Here is a 19242-nt window from a genome sequence, read left to right on the forward strand (position 1 = left end):
CTCACCCCCCCCCCCCCCCCCCCCCTCCCCCCCCCCCCCCCCCCCCCCCCACTGCCCCCCCCCCCCCCCCCCCCTCGCCCCCCCCCCCCCCCGCCGCCGTCGCGTGTTGTCCCGCCCTCGTGCAGTCCCGCCCTCGTGTTGTCCCGCCTTCGTGTTGTCCCGCCTTCGTGTTCCTTTGCCGCCTGGCCGCCCCGCTGCCGTACGGTCGTCAACGGAGCACCACCGGACGCCAGGGGAGGACCGCCATGACGAGTGAACCGACGACAGCCGGCCCGGCCGGGCTGCCGCCGCCCGGGCCGGGGCGGCTGCGGCTGCTCAGCTACAACGTCCGCTCGCTGCGCGACGACCGGCACGCCCTGGTCCGGGTGATCCGGGCCTGCGAGCCGGACGTCGTCTGCATCCAGGAGTCGCCGCGCTACTGGCGGCCGCAGGGCCAGGCGGCCTGGCTCGCCCGGCAGACCGGCACCGTCGTCCTGTCCGGCGGCGGCCGGACCGCCGCCGGGCCGCTGCTGCTCGGCCGCCTCGGGGTCGACGTGCTCGGCGTCCACGACCGGCTGCTGCCCAAGACCCGTGGCCTGCACGCCCGCGGCTTCGCCGGCGCCGTCGTCAGGGTGGCCGGCTCGGTGCCGTTCTCCGTCACCGCCTGCCACCTGAGCCTGGACCAGGCCGAGCGGTACGGGCAGTTCGAGCTGCTGCTCGACCAGCTGCGGATCGCCGAACTCGGCGTGGTGGCAGGCGACTTCAACGAACACCCGGACGGCCCCGGCTGGCGGCTGCTGGCCGGCCGGCTCCAGGACGGTCATGTGGTGGCGCCGTGGGGCGGCGAGTTCACGTCCGTCCCGGAGAACCCCTACCAGCGGATCGACGCCGTCTTCACCACCCCCGGGGTACGCGTCCTCGCCTGTGGCGTCCCGCACGGCCTGCCCGGCGTCACCGAGGCCGACCTGCGGGCCGCCACCGACCATCTCCCGGTGCTCGCCGTCCTGGAACTGCCGGTCGGCTGAGCGGCGGGGCGGGCCGGCATGAGTCAGACGACCGCGCCGCCGTGCGGGTCCTCGGGCTCGTCCTCGTCGCGCTCCTTCATTCGGACCACCAGGGTGACGAAGCCGCCCAGGAAGGCCGTCACCCCGACCCAGGCCGGCCAGCCGGAGACCTCGCGCCAGACGACCGCGTCGAACAGCAGCAGCGCCGGGCCGCCGAGCACGGCCAGCCAGGCGAACTTGGCGGTGACATCGGCGGCGGGCAGCGGCGGCGGCTCCGGCGGGACGAAATGGCCCTCGTCCGTCTCCTCGGCCAGCTCGAAGTCGCGCGGGCCGGAGGAGGCGGCCGGCATCACGGGCTTGGTGGAACGCGCGCGCGGCTGCGGCGCCAGGTCGGAGAGGTCGTCCGGGTCGGCGCGGCGCTCGGCGGCGTCCTTGAAGCCACCCTTCAGCTCGCCTCGCGCCCGGAGGTCCTCGATCTCCGGCCAGTCCGGGTTGTTGAGGTCGACGGGGTCGTCGAACTGGGCGACCAGCGCGGCGAAGATCTCGTCCTGTTCGGCCTGGCTGCGCTCGGGTGCGCGCCGCACCCGGGGCGGCTCGGCGGCGCCGGTGGCGCCCTTGCCGGCGTCCGCACCGGTGCCCGGGCCACGGTTGGCGCCGGTGTCCTTACCGCCGTCGGCGCCCTCGGCGGCGTCGGCCTTCGTGTTCTCCGCGTCCTCGCGGGGCGCCTCGTCCTCGCCGCCCGCCGTGCTGCTCTCGTGCACTTCCGGCCCTTCAGCCTTGGTGATCGTCGGATTCGACCCGGGTGACGCCCGCCGTGTGTGCGGGAGCCAGCCGTCGGATGAAGTCCTGGCTGGCCGCGAATATTTCCGCCGCGTCGTGGTCCAGCGTCGCGACGTGGTAGCTGCGCTGGCACAGCCGCTCCGTCACGTCGGTCGAGGATATCCGGGCCAGCACCAGTTCCGAGTTGGCCGGAGAGACGACGTGGTCCTGCGGACTGTGGAAGAGCAGCACCGGCTGGGTCACCTGCGGCAGCCGGCCCTGGACGTCCTTCCAGAGCCTGGTCAGTGACCAGGCGGCGTGCAGCGGCGTCCGGTCGTAGCCGAGCTCGGCCGAGCCCGGGCGGGCGATGTCATCGGCGATCCCGGGCAGGCTCGGAACCAGGTGACGCAGCACCGGAAGCAGCACACTCGCGGGGTTGTCGGAACGCACCGACGGGTTGACCAGCACCAGTCCCGAGACGGCCGGCCCGTGCAGGGCGGCCAGCCGCAACGCCAGCGAGGAGCCCATCGACAGGGCGAAGACGAAGACCTGCTCGCACTCGGCGGACAGCGCCAGCAACTCCCGCTCGACCTCGGCGTACCAGTCCTCCCAGCGGGTCACCTGCATGTCCTGCCAGCGGGTGCCGTGCCCGGGCAGCAGCGGCAGCGCGACGGTGAACCCGGCCGCGGCCAGCTCCTCGGCCCACGGGCGCAGCGACTGCGGCGATCCGGTGAAGCCGTGGCAGAGCAGCACACCCACCGGTCCGCCCCGGTGGCGGTACGGTTCGGCACCGGGCAGCAGCGGCATGGCGGGCTCCTTCGCGGGCGGGAAACGCTGAGAAGAGGACGCTGGAGAGGGCGGTACGGGAACGGCAGGCTGCGGAAACCGCATCGTCCCATGTGCCTGCCCACGCCGTACACCCCCGCCGGACACCCCGCCGGGGCGGGGCGGGGCGCGGGCGGCCGCCGCGGGGCATTAGGATCGACCGGTCCGCATAACAGGAGGCCCGGGTTGTTCTACCGACTGATGAAGATGATCGTCGCGCCACTGCTTCGGATCTTCTTCCGGCCGTGGATCGAAGGCGAGGAGAACATCCCCGCCGAGGGTGCCGCGATCATCGCGAGCAACCACCTCTCCTTCTCGGACTCCTTCTTCTTCCCCGCGCTGATCAAGCGCCGGGTGACCTTCATCGCCAAGGCCGAGTACTTCAACACGCCCGGCGTGAAGGGCAAGCTGACGGCCGCCTTCTTCAAGGGCGTCGGCCAGCTGCCGGTGGACCGTTCGGGCGTGCGCGGCGCCGGCGAGGCGGCGATCCGCTCCGCGATCGCGGTGCTGGACCGCGGGGAGCTGTTCGGCGTCTACCCGGAGGGCACCCGGTCGCCCGACGGCAAGCTGTACCGCGGCAAGGTCGGCGGCCTGGCCCGCGTCGCCCTGGCCACCGGCGCGCCGGTGATCCCGGTCGCGATGATCGACACCGAGAAGGTGCAGCCGCCCGGCCAGGTGATCCCCAACCTCGGCATCCGCCCGGGCATCCGGATCGGCCGGCCGCTGGACTTCTCCCGCTACCACGGCATGGAGAACGACCGCTTCATCCTCCGTTCGGTGACGGACGAGGTGATGTACGAGATCATGCGGCTCTCCGGCCAGGAGTACGTGGACATCTACGCGACGGCCGCCAAGCGGCAGATCGCCGACGACAAGAAGCGCGCGGACGCCGAGCGCAAGGCGGTCCAGAAGGCCGAGCAGGCCGCCGCCAAGGCCGAGAAGGCCGAGGCGGAGAAGGCGCAGAAGACGGCGGAGCAGGAGCAGAAGGAGAGCGGCCCGGCCTAGGGGTGTGTCTGGCCGCCGGAGGAGGGGCAGGGACGATGACGGACGGCAGCAGAACGGCCGCGGTCGGCGGGGCGGTCGCGGCCGGCGGTATGTCCGTCGAACTGCCGCTCTGGCGGGCCATTTCCTTCTTCCGGGTCCTGGCGCTCTGCTACGCGGCGCTGCGCTTCCTCGACTCGTACCTGGAGTTCCTGCACCCCGTCGCCGGCTGGATCTACCTCGGCGCGCTGACCCTCTGGACGCTGGCCAGCACCCGTGCCTTCGCCGGGCCGCAGCGCTGCACCTGGTACGTGCTCGGCACCGACCTCACGCTCGCCGTCACCGGCATCGTGATGAGCGGTCTGACCGACGACCCGGCCCGGATCAGCCACGGCGCGCCCACCCTGCCCACCATCTGGGCGGCGGGCACCGTACTCGGCTTCGCCGGCAGGGGCGGCTGGCGCTGGGCGGCGGCGGCCGGTTCGGTGATCGGGGTGGCCAACATCCTCGGCCACGGCGGCCCGACCGGCGACAACATCCACAACATCGTGCTGCTGATGGTGGCCGGCTGCGCGATCGGCTACGTGATCGAACTGGCCCGGGCCAGCGAGGCGACGCTCACCCGGGCGCTCCAGGTGGAGGCCGCCAACCGGGAGCGCGAGCGGCTCTCCCGGGACATCCACGACGGTGTGCTCCAGGTGCTCGCGCTGGTCCAGCGCCGGGGCGGCGAGCAGGGCAGCGGCCAGAGCGCCGACTTCGCCGAGCTCGGCCGGCTGGCCGGGGAGCAGGAGCGGGCGCTGCGGGCACTGATGAGCGGCGGCCCGCTGCCGGCCCAGCGTGCACCGCTGGAGCCGCAGGACCTCCGCGCCCTGCTGGGCGCTTACGCGGACGAGCGGATCACGCTCTCCGCCCCCGGTACCCCGGTCCTGCTGCCCGCTCCGGCCGCCGGCGAGCTGGCCGCGGCCGTCGGCGCCGCCGTGGACAACGTCCGCAAGCACGCCGGCTCCGGGGCCCGCGCCTGGATCCTGGTCGAGGACGAGCCGGAGGCCGTCACGGTGAGCATCCGCGACGACGGTCCGGGGTTCGCCCCCGGGCGGCTCGGCGAGGCGGAGCAGGCCGGGCGGCTCGGCGTCTCCCAGTCGATCCGCGGCCGGCTGCTGGACCTCGGCGGCACGGCCGAGCTGTACTCGGTGCCCGGGGAGGGCGTCGAGGTCGAACTCCGCGTCCCGAGGAAGGGTTCTGATGACCGACCAGCCGACGACTGACCGGCCGACGACCGAACAGCAGGCCGACCGGCCGGTGCGGGTCATGGTCGTGGACGACCACCCGATGTGGCGCGACGCCGTCTCGCGGGACCTCGCCGAGGCCGGGCTGGACGTGGTGGCCACCGCCGGCGACGGCGAGGAGGCCGTCCGCCGGGCGCGCGCCTGCACCCCGCAGGTGGTGGTGCTGGACCTCAACCTGCCCGGTCTCTCCGGCGCCGAGGCCTGCCGCCAGGTGGTGGCCCAGGACCCGTCGGTGCGGGTCCTGGTGCTCTCCGCGAGCGGCGAGCACGCGGACGTGCTGGAGGCGGTGAAGTCCGGCGCGACCGGGTACCTGGTGAAGTCGGCCGGCCGGGACGAGCTGCTGGACGCGGTGCGCCGTACCGCCGTCGGCGACGCGGTCTTCACCCCGGGCCTGGCCGGCCTGGTGCTCGGCGAGTTCCGCCGGCTGGCCGCCGAACCCGCCGCGCCGACCGCTCCCGCCGTCCCGCAGCTGACCGCCCGGGAGACCGAGGTACTGCGGCTGGTCGCCAAGGGCCTGTCCTACCGACAGATCGCCGACCGGCTGGTGCTCTCCCACCGCACGGTGCAGAACCACGTCCAGAACACCCTCGGCAAGCTGCAGCTGCACAACCGGGTCGAGCTGGTCCGGTACGCGATAGAGCAGGGCCTGGACGACGAGATCTGAGCGGTACGCCGCGCCGTACGGGCGGCGTACCGCTCGGGGAGCGTCAGCCGCGGACGGCCGCCGCCTCCAGGAGCAGCCCGGAGACGATGTCCACGCCGTCCCGGGTGAGCACCGACTCCGGGTGGAACTGCAGGCCGGCGAAGCCCGGGCCGCGCAGCGCGTGGACGTCGCCGGTCAGCGGGTCGCGCGAGACCTCGACGCCCTCGGCGGCCAGCCGGGCGGCGTCCTCGTCCGAGCAGCGCGCGGTGAACGTGTTGTAGAAGCCCACCGTGCGCTTCACCCCGAACAGGTCGACGCTCTCCTGCGCGCCCTGGAACGGCACGGCCTTGCGGGCCAGCGGCAGCCCGAGGACGTCCGAGAGCAGCTGGTGGCTGAGGCAGACGGCCAGCAGCGGCGCGGTGCGGGCGCCGGAGCGGACGGCGGCCAGCGCGTCGGCGACGATCGGGCGGAGCACGGCCATCTTGGGATCGTCGGCCGCGGCAGGGTCGCCCGGGCCGGGGCCGAGCACCAGCGGGCCGCGGTGGGCGGCGACCCGCTCGCGCAGGCCGAGCTCGTCGAAGCGGACCACGGTGACCCGGTGGCCGAGCGAGGTCAGCAGGTGGGCGAGCATCGAGGTGAAGGTGTCCTCGCCGTCCACCACCAGGGTCGGCTCGGCCTGGGTGACCCTGGCCGGCTCCTGCATCCGCAGCCAGAACGGGGCCAGGTTGGCGCGCCGGGCGTCCAGCGCGGCCTGCACCCGGTGGTGGTCGGCGAGCCGCGGGCCGGAGGGGTTCGGCAGCCGGGCCGGCGCCGGGCGGGCGCCGATCGCGGTGAGCACCCCGGCGGCCTTGGCATGCGTCTCGGCGACCTCGGACTCCGGGTCGGAGTGGCGTACCAGGGTCGCGCCGACCCGGACCACCAGACGGCCGGTGGCCGGGTCGATGTCGGCGGTGCGGATGCAGATCGGGGAGTCCAGCAGCTGGCCGCCGCTGGCGGAGCGGCCGATCAGGGCGAGCGCGCCGGCGTAGTAGCCGCGCCCGCCGCGCTCGTACCGGTTGATCACCCGGGTGGCGTTCTGCACCGGGCTGCCGGTGACGGTGGCGGCGAACATCGTCTCCTTGAGCACCTCGCGGACGTCCAGCGAGGTGCGCCCGCGCAGCTCGTACTCGGTGTGCGCGAGGTGGGACATCTCCTTGAGGCGCGGGCCGAGCACCTGGCCGCCGAGGTCGCCGACGGTGCACATCATCTTGAGCTCCTCGTCGACCACCATGGTGAGCTCCTCCAGCTCCTTGGGGTCGTGGAGGAAGGCGATCAGCGAGTCGAGGTCGGCGCCGCCCGCCGGGTAGCGGTAGGTGCCGGAGATCGGGTTCATCACGACCGTCCCGCCGCTCTGGCGGACGTGCACCTCGGGGGAGGCGCCGACCAGGATGCGGTCGCCGGTGTGCACCAGGAAGGTCCAGTAGGCGCCGCGCTCCTGCCGGAGCAGCCGGCGGAAGAGCGAGAGCGCGAGCGCCGGGGAGCAGTGTCCGTCGGCGGCTCCGCCGGGGGCCTCCAGGGTGGCGGTGAAGTCCCGCCGGATCACGAAGTTGGCGCCCTCGCCGCGCCCGATCTCGTCCTCGATCACCCGGCGGACGATGCCGGCGTACTCCTGGTCGTCGATGTCGAACGCGCCGCCGGACAGCGAGAACGGCAACTGCGGCAGGACGGGCGCCAGTTCGGCCAGGGGGAGGGTGTACTGCTCGGTCACCGAGAGGGCCTGCAGCGGGGTGGCGTCGTCGTGCGCCTCGAAGCCGCGCTCGCGGATCTGCCGGTACGGGATCAGCGCGAGCAGGTCGTGCACCGGGCCGTCGGCCGGGACGCCATCGCGGACCGGCAGGTCGGCCAGCCGCTCGTAGCTGCCGACGGTGCCCAGCAGTACCTCGACGGTGTCCGGGGGGAGCCGGGGGGTGCGGCGGTGCAGCAGGGCGAAGGCGGGGGCGTCCGGGCCGGTCAGTCGGGCGAGCAGGTCGGTGGCGGTGGTCACGGTGGCGGCTTCCTTCCGGGTGGAGGCGGGGGGCGGTGCTGGAGTTCCGCTCCCGGGAGGGCCGTCTGCTCATACGCCGACGGCCGCCCCGGGGGGCGGCCGTCGTGTTCGTCTAGGAACGCGGGATCTGCGGGCCACCCGAGGGGTCGGCCCACCACCAGGAGCAGGTGTGCGGCGCGTTCATGCGTCGAGCGTAGCGGATGCGGCAGGCCGGGTGGGGCCGCCGCACAATTGTCCGGCAGGTGTCTCATCCCTCGGGCAGTGGTCACAAATCGGTTGTCGCACCCCGTAGCCTTGGCCGTGTGACCGTGACAAATCACCCCTGGCAGTCCCTGCCCGCGGCGCAGCAGCCTGAGTGGCCGAACCAAGAGGCTCTGCGCAAGACCCTTGCGGAACTCGCCGCCTATCCGCCGCTCGTCTTTGCCGGCGAGTGCGACCAGCTGCGCGCCCGGCTTGCTGCCGTGGCGCGTGGTGAGGCGTTCCTCCTGCAGGGCGGCGACTGCGCCGAGGCCTTCGACGGCGTTTCGGCCGAGCACATCCGCAACAAGCTGAAGACCCTGCTGCAGATGGCGGCCGTGCTGACGTACGCCGCCTCCGTCCCCGTGGTGAAGGTCGGCCGGATCGCCGGCCAGTACTCGAAGCCGCGCTCCAAGTCGACCGAGACCCGTGACGGTGTGACGCTGCCGGTCTACCGGGGCGACTCGGTGAACGGCTTCGACTTCACCCCCGAGTCCCGCATCCCGGACCCGGAGCGCCTGAAGCGGATGTACAACGCGTCCGCCGCGACGCTCAACCTGGTGCGCGCGTTCACCACCGGTGGTTACGCGGACCTGCGCCAGGTGCACGCCTGGAACCAGGACTTCGTGCGCAACTCGCCGGCCGGTCAGCGCTACGAGCAGCTCGCCCGCGAGATCGACAACGCGCTGGCGTTCATGAACGCCTGTGGCGTGGCGCCGGAGGAGTTCAAGACGGTCGAGTTCTACTCCTCGCACGAGGCGCTGATCCTCGACTACGAGACCGCGCTGACCCGCGTGGACTCGCGCACCGGCGAGCTGTACGACGTCTCCGGCCACATGGTCTGGATCGGTGAGCGCACCCGCCAGCTGGACCACGCGCACATCGAGTTCGCCTCCCGGATCCGCAACCCGATCGGCGTGAAGCTCGGCCCGACCACCTCGGTCGACGAGGCGCTCACCCTGATCGAGAAGCTGGACCCGGAGCGCGAGCCCGGCCGGCTCACCTTCATCACCCGGATGGGCGCGGGCAAGGTCCGCGAGCACCTGCCCACCCTGGTGGAGAAGGTCACGGCCTCCGGTGCGCAGCCGGTCTGGATCTGCGACCCGATGCACGGCAACACCTTCGAGGCCTCCAGCGGCCACAAGACCCGCCGCTTCGACGACGTGCTCGACGAGGTCAAGGGCTTCTTCGAGGTGCACCGCGGCCTGGGCACCCACCCGGGCGGCATCCACGTGGAGCTGACCGGCGACGACGTCACCGAGTGCGTCGGCGGTGGCGACGAGGTGCTGGTCGACGACCTGCACCAGCGCTACGAGACGGCCTGCGACCCGCGGCTCAACCGCAGCCAGTCGCTGGACCTGGCGTTCCTGGTGGCCGAGATGTACCGCGGCGGCCACTGAGCGTGCGAGGGCCGGGCGGCCCTGGCCGGCCCTGATGTGACGAAGGCCCCTCCGGATTCGGGATTCCCGAGCCCGGAGGGGCTTTTTCGTGCCCGGATCGCCGGGTAAGGTGAGGCTTAGTGAGCTAAGGCATGCCTTAGTCAAGATCCACTCCGCCGCACCCCGGGAGAGACCGCGATGTACGTGTGCATGTGTCATGCGGTCACCGAGGCCCAGGTGAAGAAGGCGATCGACGCGGGTGCCAACACCCCGCGCCAGATCGCCAAGGGCTGCAAGGCCGGCACCGACTGCGGCTCTTGCGTCCGGCGGATCCAGGCCCTGCTGGGCGAGCACGGCGCGCGGCCCTGCCCGACCGCCCGGCTCGCCGCCAAACTCGGGCTGGCCGACCCGGAGACCGCGCCGTCGGAGGTCGCGCCGTCGGAAGCAGCCCCGCTCGCGCCGCTGCGCGCGGCCTGACGGCCCGGGGCGCCTGGCGGGCTCAGGACTCCGGCTGCTCGACCAGCTGGGCGATGTAGAGCGCCTCCCCGAGCTTCTCCAGCAGCTCCAGCTGGGTGTCGAGGTAGTCGATGTGGTGCTCCTCGTCCTCCAGGATGGCCTCGAAGATGTTCGCCGAGGTGACGTCGTTCTTGGCCCGCATCACCACGATCCCGCGCTTGAGCCGGTCGATCGCCTCGACCTCGACCTGGCGGTCGGCCTCGAACATCTCCTTGACGGTCTGGCCGATCCGGACATGGAAGAGCCGCTGGTAGTTGGGCAGCCCGTCCAGGAAGAGGATCCGGTCGGTGAGCACCTCGGCGTGCTTCATCTCGTCGAAGGACTCGTGCCGGGTGTACTTGGCGAGCTTGGTCCAGCCGAAGTTCTCCTGCATCTTCGCGTGCAGGAAGTACTGGTTGATGGCGGTCAGCTCGGCGGTGAGCTGCTCGTTGAGGAATTCGATGACCTCTGCGTCGCCCTTCATGGCGCTGCCTTCCTGCTGTGCGTCCGGGAACCTCGGCCGTGCCTGCGGCTGCACGCATCCTGGCACCGCGATGGGACGAAATTCCAGTAAGTTCACACTCAGTAGGACATGTGCCGGAATATCCGATTTGGCGGGCTATTGACCCGTACGGGCGGGCGCACAGCGCCGGAAAGGGGCGCGCGCCGGGCGTTGTCCGCCGTCTGTCACCATGGACCCATGGGTCAGTCCGAACAAGAACCGTTTCCGCCGTCTGACCCGAGGCTCCCTCCGGGGCAGCGCCCGCAACGCGGCTGGCCCGCCCTGCACTACGGTCCGGTGCCCCGCTTCAAGCCACTGACCTGGGACTTCCAGGTGTTCGGTGCGACCGCCTCGGCGGAGAAGCACAGCTGGGACTTCGCCGACTTCAGCGCCCTGCCGCGCACCACCGTCCGGGCCGACCTGCACTGCGTCACCAAGTTCTCGATGCTCGGCAACGAGTGGACGGGCGTGTCGGCTGCCGCCGTGCTCGGCCGGGTGCCCCCCGCGCCCGACGTCACCCACGTCATGGTCTGGGCCGAGTACGGCTACAGCGCCAACCTGCGGCTGGCCGACTTCGCCGACCCGCGGACCGTCTTCGCCACCCACCGCAACGGCGAGCCGCTCACCGCCGAGCACGGCTTCCCCGTCCGGCTGGTCGTCCCGCAGCTGTACGCCTGGAAGGGGCCCAAGTGGGTCCGGGCGGTCGAGTACATGCGGGCCGACCGGCGCGGCTTCTGGGAGGAACGCGGCTACCACAACCTCGCCGACCCCTGGCAGGAGCAGCGCTACTCCTACCAGGAGGAGCCGGGCGACGGGCCGCTTCGCTAGGGCCTGGGGCTCAGGCCCGGATGTTCTGGTTGAGGTGGAACAGGTTGCCGGGGTCGTACCGCTGCTTCAGTTCCACCAGGCGGTCGTAGTTGCCCCGGTAGTTGGCCTCGATCCGGTGCTGGTCGTCGTGGTCCATGAAGCCGATGTAGCCGGCCTCGTCGGAGTGCGGGGCGAGGGCGGCGTAGTAGTCGCGGACCCAGGCGGTGTTGGCCGTGTTGTCGGCCGGGTCCGGCCAGACGCCGGCGATCACGGTGGCGAAGGTCGCCTCCCGGTGGGCGAAGGCCGTCGCGTCGGCGGGCACCCGATGACAGGCGCCGTTGATCGGGTAGATGTGCATGCCCGCGTTGACGGTCGGCACCCGGGGTCCGTACTCGGCGTGGGCCGCGATCGCCTCGTCGGTCAGCTCGACCGCGAACAGGCCCTTCCAGTAGTTCTGCAGTCCCCAGGGCAGCAGCGGGTCGAAGGCGGCGGCGAACGCCGGGTACGGTGCCGGGCCCACGCCCTCGGCCACCACGGGTGCCGCGTCCCGCAGCGGGGCCAGCACCTTCTCGGTGTCCTCCGCCGGCCCGGCCCAGCACGGGAACAGCAGGATGAACGGCTCGCCGACCCGGTCCTCCGGGACGAACGGCAGCGGTGGCGCGCGGTGGAAGCCGGGGAAGAGGCCCAGCTGCTCGGGTGCGTCCTTGATGAATTCGCGGTAGAAGCGCAGCACGTCCGCCACGTGTTCCAGCTCGTAGACGAGGGGGCCGGCCACCACGTCCCTGACCGGGCTCAGCCGGTACTCGAAGGACGTCACCACGCCGAAGTTGCCGCCACCGCCGCGGATCGCCCAGAACAGGTCCGGCTCCTCCGCCTCGCTCACCGTGTGGAACCGCCCGTCGGCGGTCACCACGTCCGCCGAGATCAGGTTGTCGCAGCTCAGTCCGAGCTCTCTGGCCAGGTGGCCGAAGCCGCCGTTGAGGGTCAGCCCGGCGATACCGGTGGTGGAGATGATCCCGCCGGTGACGCCGAGGCCGAACGCGTAACCGGCGGCGTTCAGATCGCCCCAGGTCACGCCGGCCTCGCAGCGGGCGGTCCGCCGTTCGGGGTCGATCCGGACGCCGCGCAGGCCGGAGAAGTCGATCACCAGGCCGTCGTCGCAGGTGCCGAAGCCCGGTGCGCTGTGGCCGCCGCCGCGCACCGCCAGCTCCAGCGAGTGCTCCGCCGCGTACCGGACGGCCGTGATCACGTCCCCGGCGTTGGCCACCCGCACGATCACGGCGGGCCTTCGGTCGATCATGGCGTTGTAGACCCGCCGGGCCTCCTCGTACCCCTCGTCGGCGGGGGTGATCACCGCGCCCCGCACATGCTCCCTCAAGCCGTCGACGGCAGGTCCGCCCATGACGACCACATCCTCGGATACCGGCCGCCGCGCAGCCCCGTCCGGAGGTCCCGGCGCCGCAGCCCTCCCGACTACGGCAGGCGGGGCCGGGCAGGCCTGGTTCCACGCTACGCCGGGTACGCCCGACAGGCCTTAGATGAAGGGGAAGTTGACCGTCACCACGGTGTGCTGCGGACGGCGCTCGCCGGCGGCGGGGGACTGGCTGGAGACCTTGCCGGTGCCGAACAGGTTGACGCCGCTGCTCTGCATCGCGAAGCCGGCGGCCTGGAGCGCCTTGGCGGCGTCGTCCTTGGACATCCCGGTCACGTCCGGGACGGCCACCATGCCCTTGCTGACCACCAGCGAGACCGGCGAGTTCTCCGGCAGCTGCTGCCCGGCCGCCGGCGAGCTGCTGATCACCGCGCCCTCCGGCACGGCGTCGTTGTACGTCTCGGTGACGTTGCCGCGGGCCAGCTGGACGCCGGCCAGCGCGGCGGCGGCCTGGTCGGCCGGTTTGCCGGCCAGCTCCGGCACGGCGATCCGCTTCGGGCCGCGGGAGACGGTGACGCCGACCGCGTCGCTCTTGCGGGCCCGGGCGCCGACCCCCGGGTCGGTGGAGATCACCTGCCCGGCGGGCACGGTCTCGCTGTACACCTCGGTGAACCGCCCGTGCATGCCCGCGCCGTCCAGGATCCGCTGCGCCTCGGCACGGTCCTTGCCGAGCACGCTCGGCACCGACGTGTACAGCGCGCCGGAGAGCGCGTAGGTGGTGCCGCCGACCAGCAGCACCAGGGCCGCCAGCACGGAGGCCCAGATCAGCGGCTTGCGGGGGAGGCGGCGCAGCGGGTCCGGGCGGCGGGTGCGCACCGGCGGCGGTTCGTCGTACGGGCGCGGCTCGGTGAGGAGCTGCTCCATCACCTCCGGCGGGACGTCCAGCACGCTGGTCCGCTCGACCGGCGGCGCGGCGTCCGGCGCGGTGCCCGGCGCGGTGCCCGGTGCGTGGGCCGGTGCGGAGACGGCCGGTGCGGAGACGGCCTGGGCCGTGACGGCGGGCCCGATCACCGAGGTCGGCTCGTTGGTCGGGTACTGGGGGCTGGACAGGGTGGAGGCGGGCGGCTCGGCGTCCAGCTGGGCCGGGGTGAGCGTGCGGCGCACCCGCTGGAGGGCGGCCAGCAGCTCGACCGCGTCGTACGGGCGGGCCTGCGGGTCGCGCGCGCAGGCGCCGGCCACTATGGCGTCCAGCTCGGGGACGACGCTCGGCACGGTCAGCGAGGGTGCGGGGACGTCCTCGTGCAGGTGGCGGTACATGACCTGGACGGGGTTCTCGCCCGTGTGCGGGCGGTGGCCGGTGAGCATCTCGTACAGCAGGATGCCGGCCGCGTAGACGTCCACCCGCTGGTCGGTCCCGTCGCCGGGGCGGATCTGCTCGGGGGCCAGGTAGGAGACGGTGCCGAGGACGGTGCCGGCGGTCGCGGTGGTGGAGGTGGCCGCGCCGTCGGCGGCGTTCAGCACCCGGACCAGGCCGAAGTCGGCGACCTTGACCAGGCCGCCGTCGGTGATCAGGACGTTCTCCGGCTTGACGTCGCGGTGGACCAGTCCGGCCCGGTGGGCGGCGCCGAGCGCGGCGAGCACCGGCTCCAGGATGTCCAGGGCAGCGCGGATGGAGAGCGCGCCGCGGTCGCGCAGGAGGTCGCGCAGGGTGCGGCCGGGGACGTACTCCATGGCGAGGAAAACGTTTCCGCCGTCCGCGCCCTGGTCGAAGACGTTGACCACGTTGGGGTGCGCGAGCCGGGCGACCGCCTTGGCCTCGCGGATGAACCGGCCGGTGAAGCCCTCGTCGCCGGCCAGCGAGGGGTGCATCACCTTGAGTGCCACGACCCGGTCGAGCCGGGTGTCGGTGCCGCGGTAGACGGTGGACATGCCGCCGGCCGCGATGCGCTGTCCGACCCGGTACCGGCCGTCGAGCAGGGAACCGACCAGGGGGTCGTGCAATGCCATGTCCGCCTTGTCCACCCGGCGAGTCTAGTGGCGGCGACGGGCCCGCGGCCCCGGGAGACACCGCTCCCGGGGCTCTCTGTGCCCGGGTTGTGACACCGTCCGGGCCTTCGGGCGGGGATTGCCGGGGACGCCCTAGAACGCCGGGCGCTCGCGGCTGTCCAGGTCGGCGCGGCCGGCCATGGCGGAGGAGGCCTCGGCGTGGAAGCGGCGCGGGATGCGGCCGGCCCGGTGGGCGAGCCGGCCGGCCTCGACGGCGTGCCGCATCGCCTCGGCCATCAGCACCGGGTCCTGGGCGCGGGTCACCGCCGAGGCGAGCATGACGGCGGCGCAGCCCAGCTCCATCGCCAGTGCGACGTCCGAGGCGGTGCCGGCGCCCGCGTCCAGGATCACCGGGACGTTCGCGCTCTCCACGATCAGCTGGAAGTTGTGCGGGTTGCGGATGCCCAGGCCGGAGCCGATCGGCGAGCCGAGCGGCATGATCGCCGCGCAGCCGACGTCCTCCAGCTTCCGGGCCAGCACCGGGTCGTCGTTGGTGTAGGGGAGGACGGTGAAGCCGTCGTCGACCAGCGTCTCGGCGGCGTCCAGCAGCTCGATCGGGTCGGGCAGCAGGGTCCGCTCGTCGGCGATGACCTCCAGCTTCACCCAGTCGGTGCCGAGTGCCTCGCGGGCCAGCCGGGCGGTCAGCACGGCCTCCCCGGCGGTGAAGCAGCCGGCCGTGTTGGGCAGGATGCGGATGCCGTTGCGGGTGAGCACGTCCAGGACGGAGCCCTGGGTGGTGGCGTCGACGCGGCGCATCGCCACGGTCGTCAGCTCGGTGCCGGAGACCCGCAGCGCCTGCTCCAGGATCTCCAGGCTGGGGGCACCGCCGGTGCCCATGATCAGGCGTGAGTCGAAGGTGGTCCCGGCGATGGTGAGCAGGTCGTCAGCCATGGTCATCCTCCCTGCACGGCGGTGAGGATCTCGATCCGGTCGCCGGCCGAGAGCTGCGTCAGCGGCCACGAACTGCGCGGCACCACGGCCTCGTTGAGCGCGGCGGCGACTCCGGAGTTGGCCCGGCTGAGGGTGGCCACCACCTCGGCGAGGGTGGTCGCGGCGGGCACCTGGCGGGGCTCGCCGTTGACGGTGAGGGGGATGTCGCTCATGCGGGGACCTTCGTCGTGAAGCGAGTGGGGGAGAACGGCGCGGCGAGCTCCGGCGTCGTACCGGTGGCCAGGTACTCGGCGACCAGGTCGGCGGTCACCGGGGTGAGCAGCACGCCGTTGCGGTAGTGGCCGGTGGCGGCGACCAGGCCGGGCAGGGCGGTCGGCCCGAGCAGCGGCGCGTTGTCGGGCGAGCCCGGGCGCAGCCCGGCGGAGGTCTCCACCAGGGGCAGTTCGGTGATGCCGGGGACCAGCTCGTGGGCGTCGCGCAGCAGCTCGTACACGCCGCCGGCGGTGACGGTGGTGTCGTACCCCTGCTCCTCCGTGGTGGCGCCGATCACCAGCTCGCCGTTCTCGCGGGGCACCAGGTAGAGGTGCCGGCCGCGGACCACCGCGCGGACGTTGCGGGAGAGGAACGGCCGGTACGCCGCCGGGATCCGCAGCCGCAGGATCTGGCCCTTCACCGGGCGGATCGCCGGCAGCACGCCCTCGGGGAGGCCGGGCAGCAGATGGCTCCGCGGGCCGGCGGCCAGGACGATCTGGTCGGCGGTCACGGTCTCGCCGGTGGCGAGCCGGGCGCCGGTGGCGCGGCCGCCGTCGGCCAGCAGCTCGGTGGCCTCGGCGCGGTGCAGCCGGATGCCGGCCCGCTCGCAGGCGAGGACGAGCGCCTTGGTGAGCCGGCGGCCGTCGACTTGGTGGTCGCCGGTGACGTGCAGGCCGCCGCGGATGCCCGGGGCGAGCATCGGTTCGAGCCGGCGGGCCTCGCGGCCGGTGAGCCACTGCGAGTCCAGGCCGAGCCGCCGGTGGAAGGCGTGCAGCTCGCGCAGCTCCTCGCGGTCGTCCGAGTCGAGGGCGACGGCGAGGGTGCCGCACGGGCGGTAGCCGGTGTCCTGGCCGCCACTGGCCTCGGTGAGCTCGGCGGCGAAGGCCGCGTACCGCTCGTTGGAGGCCATGCCGAGGCGCAGCAGCGGCTCCTCGCCGTACTGGAGTTCGGTGACGGGCGCGAGCATGCCGGCCGCGACCTGGGCGGCGCCGCCGCCGGGCTGCGGGTCGGCCACCACGATGTTCTCCAGCCCGCGCTGGGCGGCGCGCCAGGCGACGGCGAGGCCGATGATGCCCCCGCCGATCACCAGCACGCCGGCGTGGGCGTCCGGTGCCAAGCGTGTCAAAGTCGCTGCTCTCCCTTCGCCGGTATGACCCGGATCAGGTTCGGACGGTCGCAGGCCGTGTCAGCCCGCCTCTCAGCCCGGTTCGCCGGGCTCCCGTGATGGTGCCCCCACCTTAACTCCGGGCGTCCGAGCCGCTGAAGGCGCGTACGAAGGGTGGGACGCGGGCGGGTGGGGGCGCCGGCAGGCCGGGGTGGCGGGCGGCGCCGAAGGCGCGTACGAGGGTGGCGCGGGAGTGGGAAAGGGGGCTGGGGGAAGCGGGAGTGGCCGACGGGGCCGAGGGGCGGGCACGAAAGGTGGGACGCCCCCTGGCGCGCCCGGCGGGCGCCAGTACAGTGACGGCGTGGCAGAGCTGAGCGGGACGGATCAGGTGGTCGTGGTCGGGGCCGGGCTGGCCGGGGCGCAGTGCGCCTCGGGCCTGCGGCGGGGCGGCTGGCAGGGGCGGATCGTGCTGGTGGGCGAGGAGCCGCACGCGCCGTACGACCGGCCGCCGCTCTCCAAGGAGGTGCTGCTCGGCAAGGCCGACGCCACCACCCTGGACATCGACTTCCCGCACCTCGGCATCGAGCTGCTCACCGGCCGCCGCGCCACCGGCCTCACCCCCGGCGTGCTGCACACCGACGGCGGCGACCTGCCGTACGGCGCCCTGGTGATCGCCACCGGCGCCGCCCCGCGCGTCTTGCCGGGCGCCGAGCGCGCACACCTGCTGCACACCCTGGACGACGCGCTCGCCCTGCGTGCCCTGCTCCGCCCGGGCCTGCGTCTGGTGCTGGTCGGTGCGGGCTGGATCGGCGCCGAGGTCGCCACCGCCGCCCGCACGGCCGGCTGCGAGGTGACGGTGGTCGAGGCGGGCCCGGCGCCCGTCCCCGGCGCGCTGCCCACCGAGATCGGCCGGGCGATGGCCGCCTGGTACGCCGAGGCCGGGGTCGAACTGCGCTGCGGCGCCGCCGTCGCGGCCGTCGAGCCGGGCGCGGTGCTGCTGGCGGACGGCTCGCACCTGCCGGCCGACGAGGTGGTGGTCGGGATCGGCGCCCGCCCGGCGACCGACTGGCTGGCCGGCTCGGGCGTCGAGCTGGACGCGGCCGGCGCCGTCCTGGTGGACGGGCGGCTGCGCACCGGCCTGCCCGGCGTGTACGCGGCCGGCGACTGCGCGAGCTACCCCTCCGCCCGGGTGGGCGGCCGGCTGACCGTCCAGCACTGGGACCACGCGCTGCAGTCCGGCGAGGCCGCGGCCGCCTCGGTGCTCGGCGCGGACGCCCCGTACGACCCGGTGCCGTACTTCTGGTCGGAGCAGTTCGGCCGGATGGTCCAGTACGCCGGCCGGCACGGCGACGGCGACGAGCTGGTCTGGCGCGGCTCGCCGGCGGACCCGACCTGGGCGGTGCTCTGGCTGCGCGACGGCGCGCTGCGCGCCCTGCTCACCGTCGACCGCCCGCGCGACCTCACCCAGGGCCGCCGGCTGGTCGAGCGCGGCACGGTGCTGGACCGGGCCCTGGCGGCGGACCCCGCAGTGCCGCTGAAGTCGGCCGTCGCCAGCTGACGGGCCGTCCCTTTGGTGCGCGGTGGGCCGCAGAGGTGGCAGTCTGGTGGCGTGAGTGAGATCGAGAACAAGATTGAAGCCCTGGTCACCGAGTGGATGTACCTGCCCGACATCTCGGAGCAGTGGGGGGTCCGGGTCACCGAGGTGCGTGATCTGGTCAAGAACGGCGGCCTGATCGCCGTCCGGCGCGGCCCGAACAGGTCGCTGCAGGTACCGGCCGCGTTCATCGACGGTCAGGGGCTGGTCAAGCACCTGTCCGGCACCCTGACCGTGCTGCGCGACTGCGGGTACAACGACGAAGAGATCCTGGAGTGGCTCTTCACCGAGGACCCGTCGCTGCCGGGCAGCCCGATCCAGGCGCTCCAGGAGAACCGCGGCACCGAGGTGAAGCGCCGGGCCCAGGCGATGCTGATCTGATGGCCGCGGACACGCTGCGCCGGCGGCTCGCCGACGCCCGGCTCTACCTGTGCACCGACGCCCGCCGCGAGCAGGGCGACCTCGCCGAGTTCCTGGACGCGGCGCTGGCCGGCGGGGTGGACATCGTCCAGCTCCGCGACAAGGGGCTGGAGGCCAAGCAGGAGCTGGCGGCGCTGGAGGTCTTCGCCGACGCCTGCCGCCGGCACGGCAAGCTGCTCTCGGTCAACGACCGCGCCGACGTCGCGCACGCCGCCCGCCCCGAGGTGCTGCACCTCGGCCAGGACGACCTGCCGGTGCCGGCCGCCCGGGCGATCCTCGGCGAGGACGTGCTGATCGGCCGCTCCTGCCACGCCGAGTCCGAGGTGGACGCGGCGATCGCCGAGCCCGGCGTGGACTACTTCTGCACCGGCCCGGTCTGGCCCACCCCGACCAAGCCCGGCCGCCACGCGCCCGGCCTCGGCCTGGTCTCGTACGCGGCGAAGCAGGCCACCGCCCGGCCGTGGTTCGCCATCGGCGGCATCGACCTCGGCAACCTGGACGAGGTGCTGGCGGCCGGCGCGAGCCGGGTCGTGGTGGTGCGCGCCATCACCGCCGCGCAGGACCCGCAGGCGGCCGCCGCCGCGCTCGCCCGGCGGCTGCGCCAGGCCTGACGCCGGCGGCGCCGGACGAGGCCGCTGCCGA

19 protein-coding genes and 1 riboswitch are annotated in these 19242 nt (G+C 73.6%); of the genes, 10 read left to right on the forward strand and 9 right to left on the reverse strand.

Annotation, left to right across the window (positions count from 1 at the left end; all coding sequences use genetic code 11):
* Positions 1 to 245 precede the first annotated feature (245 nt).
* Positions 246 to 1004 (forward strand): endonuclease/exonuclease/phosphatase family protein, encoded by a 759-nt coding sequence (locus ACZ6NC_RS03670; RefSeq protein WP_465728583.1) that lies wholly within the window; start codon positions 246 to 248, stop codon positions 1002 to 1004.
* A gap of 23 nt (positions 1005 to 1027) precedes the next feature.
* On the opposite strand, the gene ACZ6NC_RS03675 is transcribed toward ACZ6NC_RS03670, so the two are convergent.
* The gene (locus ACZ6NC_RS03675) at positions 1028 to 1744 is read right to left on the reverse strand and encodes a hypothetical protein (protein ID WP_465728585.1); all 717 of its coding nucleotides are present in this window, start codon (positions 1742 to 1744) and stop codon (positions 1028 to 1030) included.
* Positions 1745 to 1754: 10 nt separating this feature from the next.
* Positions 1755 to 2549 (reverse strand): alpha/beta hydrolase, encoded by a 795-nt coding sequence (locus ACZ6NC_RS03680; RefSeq protein WP_465728587.1) that lies wholly within the window; start codon positions 2547 to 2549, stop codon positions 1755 to 1757.
* A gap of 219 nt (positions 2550 to 2768) precedes the next feature.
* Here ACZ6NC_RS03680 and ACZ6NC_RS03685 point away from each other — a divergent pair, with 219 nt between their 5' ends.
* The 3 genes from ACZ6NC_RS03685 to ACZ6NC_RS03695 are packed head-to-tail and all read left to right on the forward strand — an operon-like array spanning position 2769 to position 5498.
* Positions 2769 to 3572, forward strand: coding sequence for a lysophospholipid acyltransferase family protein (locus tag ACZ6NC_RS03685; protein WP_465728946.1), 804 nt, complete (start codon positions 2769 to 2771; stop codon positions 3570 to 3572).
* Positions 3573 to 3607: 35 nt separating this feature from the next.
* Entirely contained in the window at positions 3608 to 4813 is a 1206-nt protein-coding gene (gene macS, locus ACZ6NC_RS03690; RefSeq protein WP_465728589.1) for a MacS family sensor histidine kinase, read from the forward strand.
* A complete protein-coding gene (locus ACZ6NC_RS03695) occupies positions 4791 to 5498 on the forward strand; it encodes a response regulator (protein ID WP_465728591.1) in 708 nt (235 codons plus the stop codon). Before macS ends, ACZ6NC_RS03695 begins: the two co-directional genes overlap by 23 nt.
* A gap of 43 nt (positions 5499 to 5541) precedes the next feature.
* On the opposite strand, the gene ACZ6NC_RS03700 is transcribed toward ACZ6NC_RS03695, so the two are convergent.
* A complete protein-coding gene (locus ACZ6NC_RS03700) occupies positions 5542 to 7500 on the reverse strand; it encodes an anthranilate synthase family protein (RefSeq protein WP_465728593.1) in 1959 nt (652 codons plus the stop codon).
* A gap of 302 nt (positions 7501 to 7802) precedes the next feature.
* Here ACZ6NC_RS03700 and ACZ6NC_RS03705 point away from each other — a divergent pair, with 302 nt between their 5' ends.
* Complete coding sequence (locus tag ACZ6NC_RS03705; protein WP_465728595.1) at positions 7803 to 9137, forward strand: class II 3-deoxy-7-phosphoheptulonate synthase; 1335 nt, start codon at positions 7803 to 7805, stop codon at positions 9135 to 9137.
* 177 nt (positions 9138 to 9314) lie between these two features.
* Positions 9315 to 9593 (forward strand): (2Fe-2S)-binding protein, encoded by a 279-nt coding sequence (locus ACZ6NC_RS03710; RefSeq protein ID WP_465728597.1) that lies wholly within the window; start codon positions 9315 to 9317, stop codon positions 9591 to 9593.
* A gap of 22 nt (positions 9594 to 9615) precedes the next feature.
* Here ACZ6NC_RS03710 and bfr read toward each other — a convergent pair whose 3' ends face one another.
* Positions 9616 to 10095, reverse strand: a complete 480-nt coding sequence (gene bfr / locus ACZ6NC_RS03715) for a bacterioferritin (protein ID WP_465728599.1) — start codon at positions 10093 to 10095, stop codon at positions 9616 to 9618.
* Positions 10096 to 10311: 216 nt separating this feature from the next.
* Between bfr and ACZ6NC_RS03720 the strand changes: the two genes are divergently transcribed.
* Positions 10312 to 10941 (forward strand): sulfite oxidase-like oxidoreductase, encoded by a 630-nt coding sequence (locus ACZ6NC_RS03720; protein WP_465728601.1) that lies wholly within the window; start codon positions 10312 to 10314, stop codon positions 10939 to 10941.
* A 10-nt stretch (positions 10942 to 10951) separates the two neighbouring features.
* Here the strand turns inward: ACZ6NC_RS03720 and ACZ6NC_RS03725 are convergent, their stop codons facing one another.
* From ACZ6NC_RS03725 to thiO, 5 genes are all read right to left on the reverse strand, one after another.
* Positions 10952 to 12322 (reverse strand): FAD-binding oxidoreductase, encoded by a 1371-nt coding sequence (locus tag ACZ6NC_RS03725; RefSeq protein WP_465728603.1) that lies wholly within the window; start codon positions 12320 to 12322, stop codon positions 10952 to 10954.
* Positions 12323 to 12454: 132 nt separating this feature from the next.
* Positions 12455 to 14314 carry a Stk1 family PASTA domain-containing Ser/Thr kinase gene (gene pknB, locus ACZ6NC_RS03730; RefSeq protein ID WP_465728605.1) on the reverse strand — a complete coding sequence of 620 codons (1860 nt, stop codon included), beginning with the start codon at positions 14312 to 14314 and terminating at the stop codon, positions 12455 to 12457.
* A 117-nt stretch (positions 14315 to 14431) separates the two neighbouring features.
* Positions 14432 to 15229: a thiazole synthase gene (locus tag ACZ6NC_RS03735; RefSeq protein WP_465728607.1), complete on the reverse strand. Its 798-nt coding sequence runs from the start codon at positions 15227 to 15229 to the stop codon at positions 14432 to 14434.
* 2 nt (positions 15230 to 15231) lie between these two features.
* Positions 15232 to 15441: a sulfur carrier protein ThiS gene (thiS, locus tag ACZ6NC_RS03740; RefSeq protein WP_396319397.1), complete on the reverse strand. Its 210-nt coding sequence runs from the start codon at positions 15439 to 15441 to the stop codon at positions 15232 to 15234.
* Positions 15438 to 16607 (reverse strand): glycine oxidase ThiO, encoded by a 1170-nt coding sequence (gene thiO, locus ACZ6NC_RS03745; RefSeq protein ID WP_465728609.1) that lies wholly within the window; start codon positions 16605 to 16607, stop codon positions 15438 to 15440. Before thiO ends, thiS begins: the two co-directional genes overlap by 4 nt.
* Positions 16602 to 16714: riboswitch (TPP riboswitch) on the reverse strand. Its footprint overlaps the gene before it by 6 nt.
* Positions 16715 to 16947: 233 nt before the next feature.
* Here thiO and ACZ6NC_RS03750 point away from each other — a divergent pair.
* Genes ACZ6NC_RS03750 through thiE form a run of 3 tightly spaced genes read left to right on the forward strand, consistent with a single transcriptional unit; the run spans position 16948 to position 19211 of the window.
* Entirely contained in the window at positions 16948 to 18144 is a 1197-nt protein-coding gene (locus ACZ6NC_RS03750; RefSeq protein WP_465728611.1) for an NAD(P)/FAD-dependent oxidoreductase, read from the forward strand.
* Between the two features lie 51 nt (positions 18145 to 18195).
* Positions 18196 to 18561 (forward strand): Rv2175c family DNA-binding protein, encoded by a 366-nt coding sequence (locus tag ACZ6NC_RS03755; protein WP_465728613.1) that lies wholly within the window; start codon positions 18196 to 18198, stop codon positions 18559 to 18561.
* Entirely contained in the window at positions 18561 to 19211 is a 651-nt protein-coding gene (thiE, locus tag ACZ6NC_RS03760; RefSeq protein WP_465728615.1) for a thiamine phosphate synthase, read from the forward strand. The genes ACZ6NC_RS03755 and thiE overlap by 1 nt, the downstream gene beginning before the upstream one ends.
* Positions 19212 to 19242 lie beyond the last annotated feature (31 nt).

The sequence above is a fragment of the Kitasatospora sp. NPDC041988 genome, from assembly GCF_055588525.1.

Bases quoted from the DNA above. Each gene is read 5' to 3' on its own strand.
- macS (WP_465728589.1), top strand. From the start codon at position 3,608: ATGACGGACGGCAGCAGAACGGCCGCGGTCGGCGGGGCGGTCGCGGCC.
- ACZ6NC_RS03710 (WP_465728597.1), top strand. From the start codon at position 9,315: ATGTACGTGTGCATGTGTCATGCGGTCACCGAGGCCCAGGTGAAGAAG.
- ACZ6NC_RS03685 (WP_465728946.1), top strand. From the start codon at position 2,769: ATGAAGATGATCGTCGCGCCACTGCTTCGGATCTTCTTCCGGCCGTGG.
- thiS (WP_396319397.1), bottom strand. From the start codon at position 15,441: ATGAGCGACATCCCCCTCACCGTCAACGGCGAGCCCCGCCAGGTGCCC.
- ACZ6NC_RS03725 (WP_465728603.1), bottom strand. From the start codon at position 12,322: ATGGGCGGACCTGCCGTCGACGGCTTGAGGGAGCATGTGCGGGGCGCG.
- bfr (WP_465728599.1), bottom strand. From the start codon at position 10,095: ATGAAGGGCGACGCAGAGGTCATCGAATTCCTCAACGAGCAGCTCACC.
- ACZ6NC_RS03670 (WP_465728583.1), top strand. From the start codon at position 246: ATGACGAGTGAACCGACGACAGCCGGCCCGGCCGGGCTGCCGCCGCCC.
- ACZ6NC_RS03680 (WP_465728587.1), bottom strand. From the start codon at position 2,549: ATGCCGCTGCTGCCCGGTGCCGAACCGTACCGCCACCGGGGCGGACCG.
- thiE (WP_465728615.1), top strand. From the start codon at position 18,561: ATGGCCGCGGACACGCTGCGCCGGCGGCTCGCCGACGCCCGGCTCTAC.
- ACZ6NC_RS03735 (WP_465728607.1), bottom strand. From the start codon at position 15,229: ATGGCTGACGACCTGCTCACCATCGCCGGGACCACCTTCGACTCACGC.
- ACZ6NC_RS03720 (WP_465728601.1), top strand. From the start codon at position 10,312: ATGGGTCAGTCCGAACAAGAACCGTTTCCGCCGTCTGACCCGAGGCTC.
- ACZ6NC_RS03695 (WP_465728591.1), top strand. From the start codon at position 4,791: ATGACCGACCAGCCGACGACTGACCGGCCGACGACCGAACAGCAGGCC.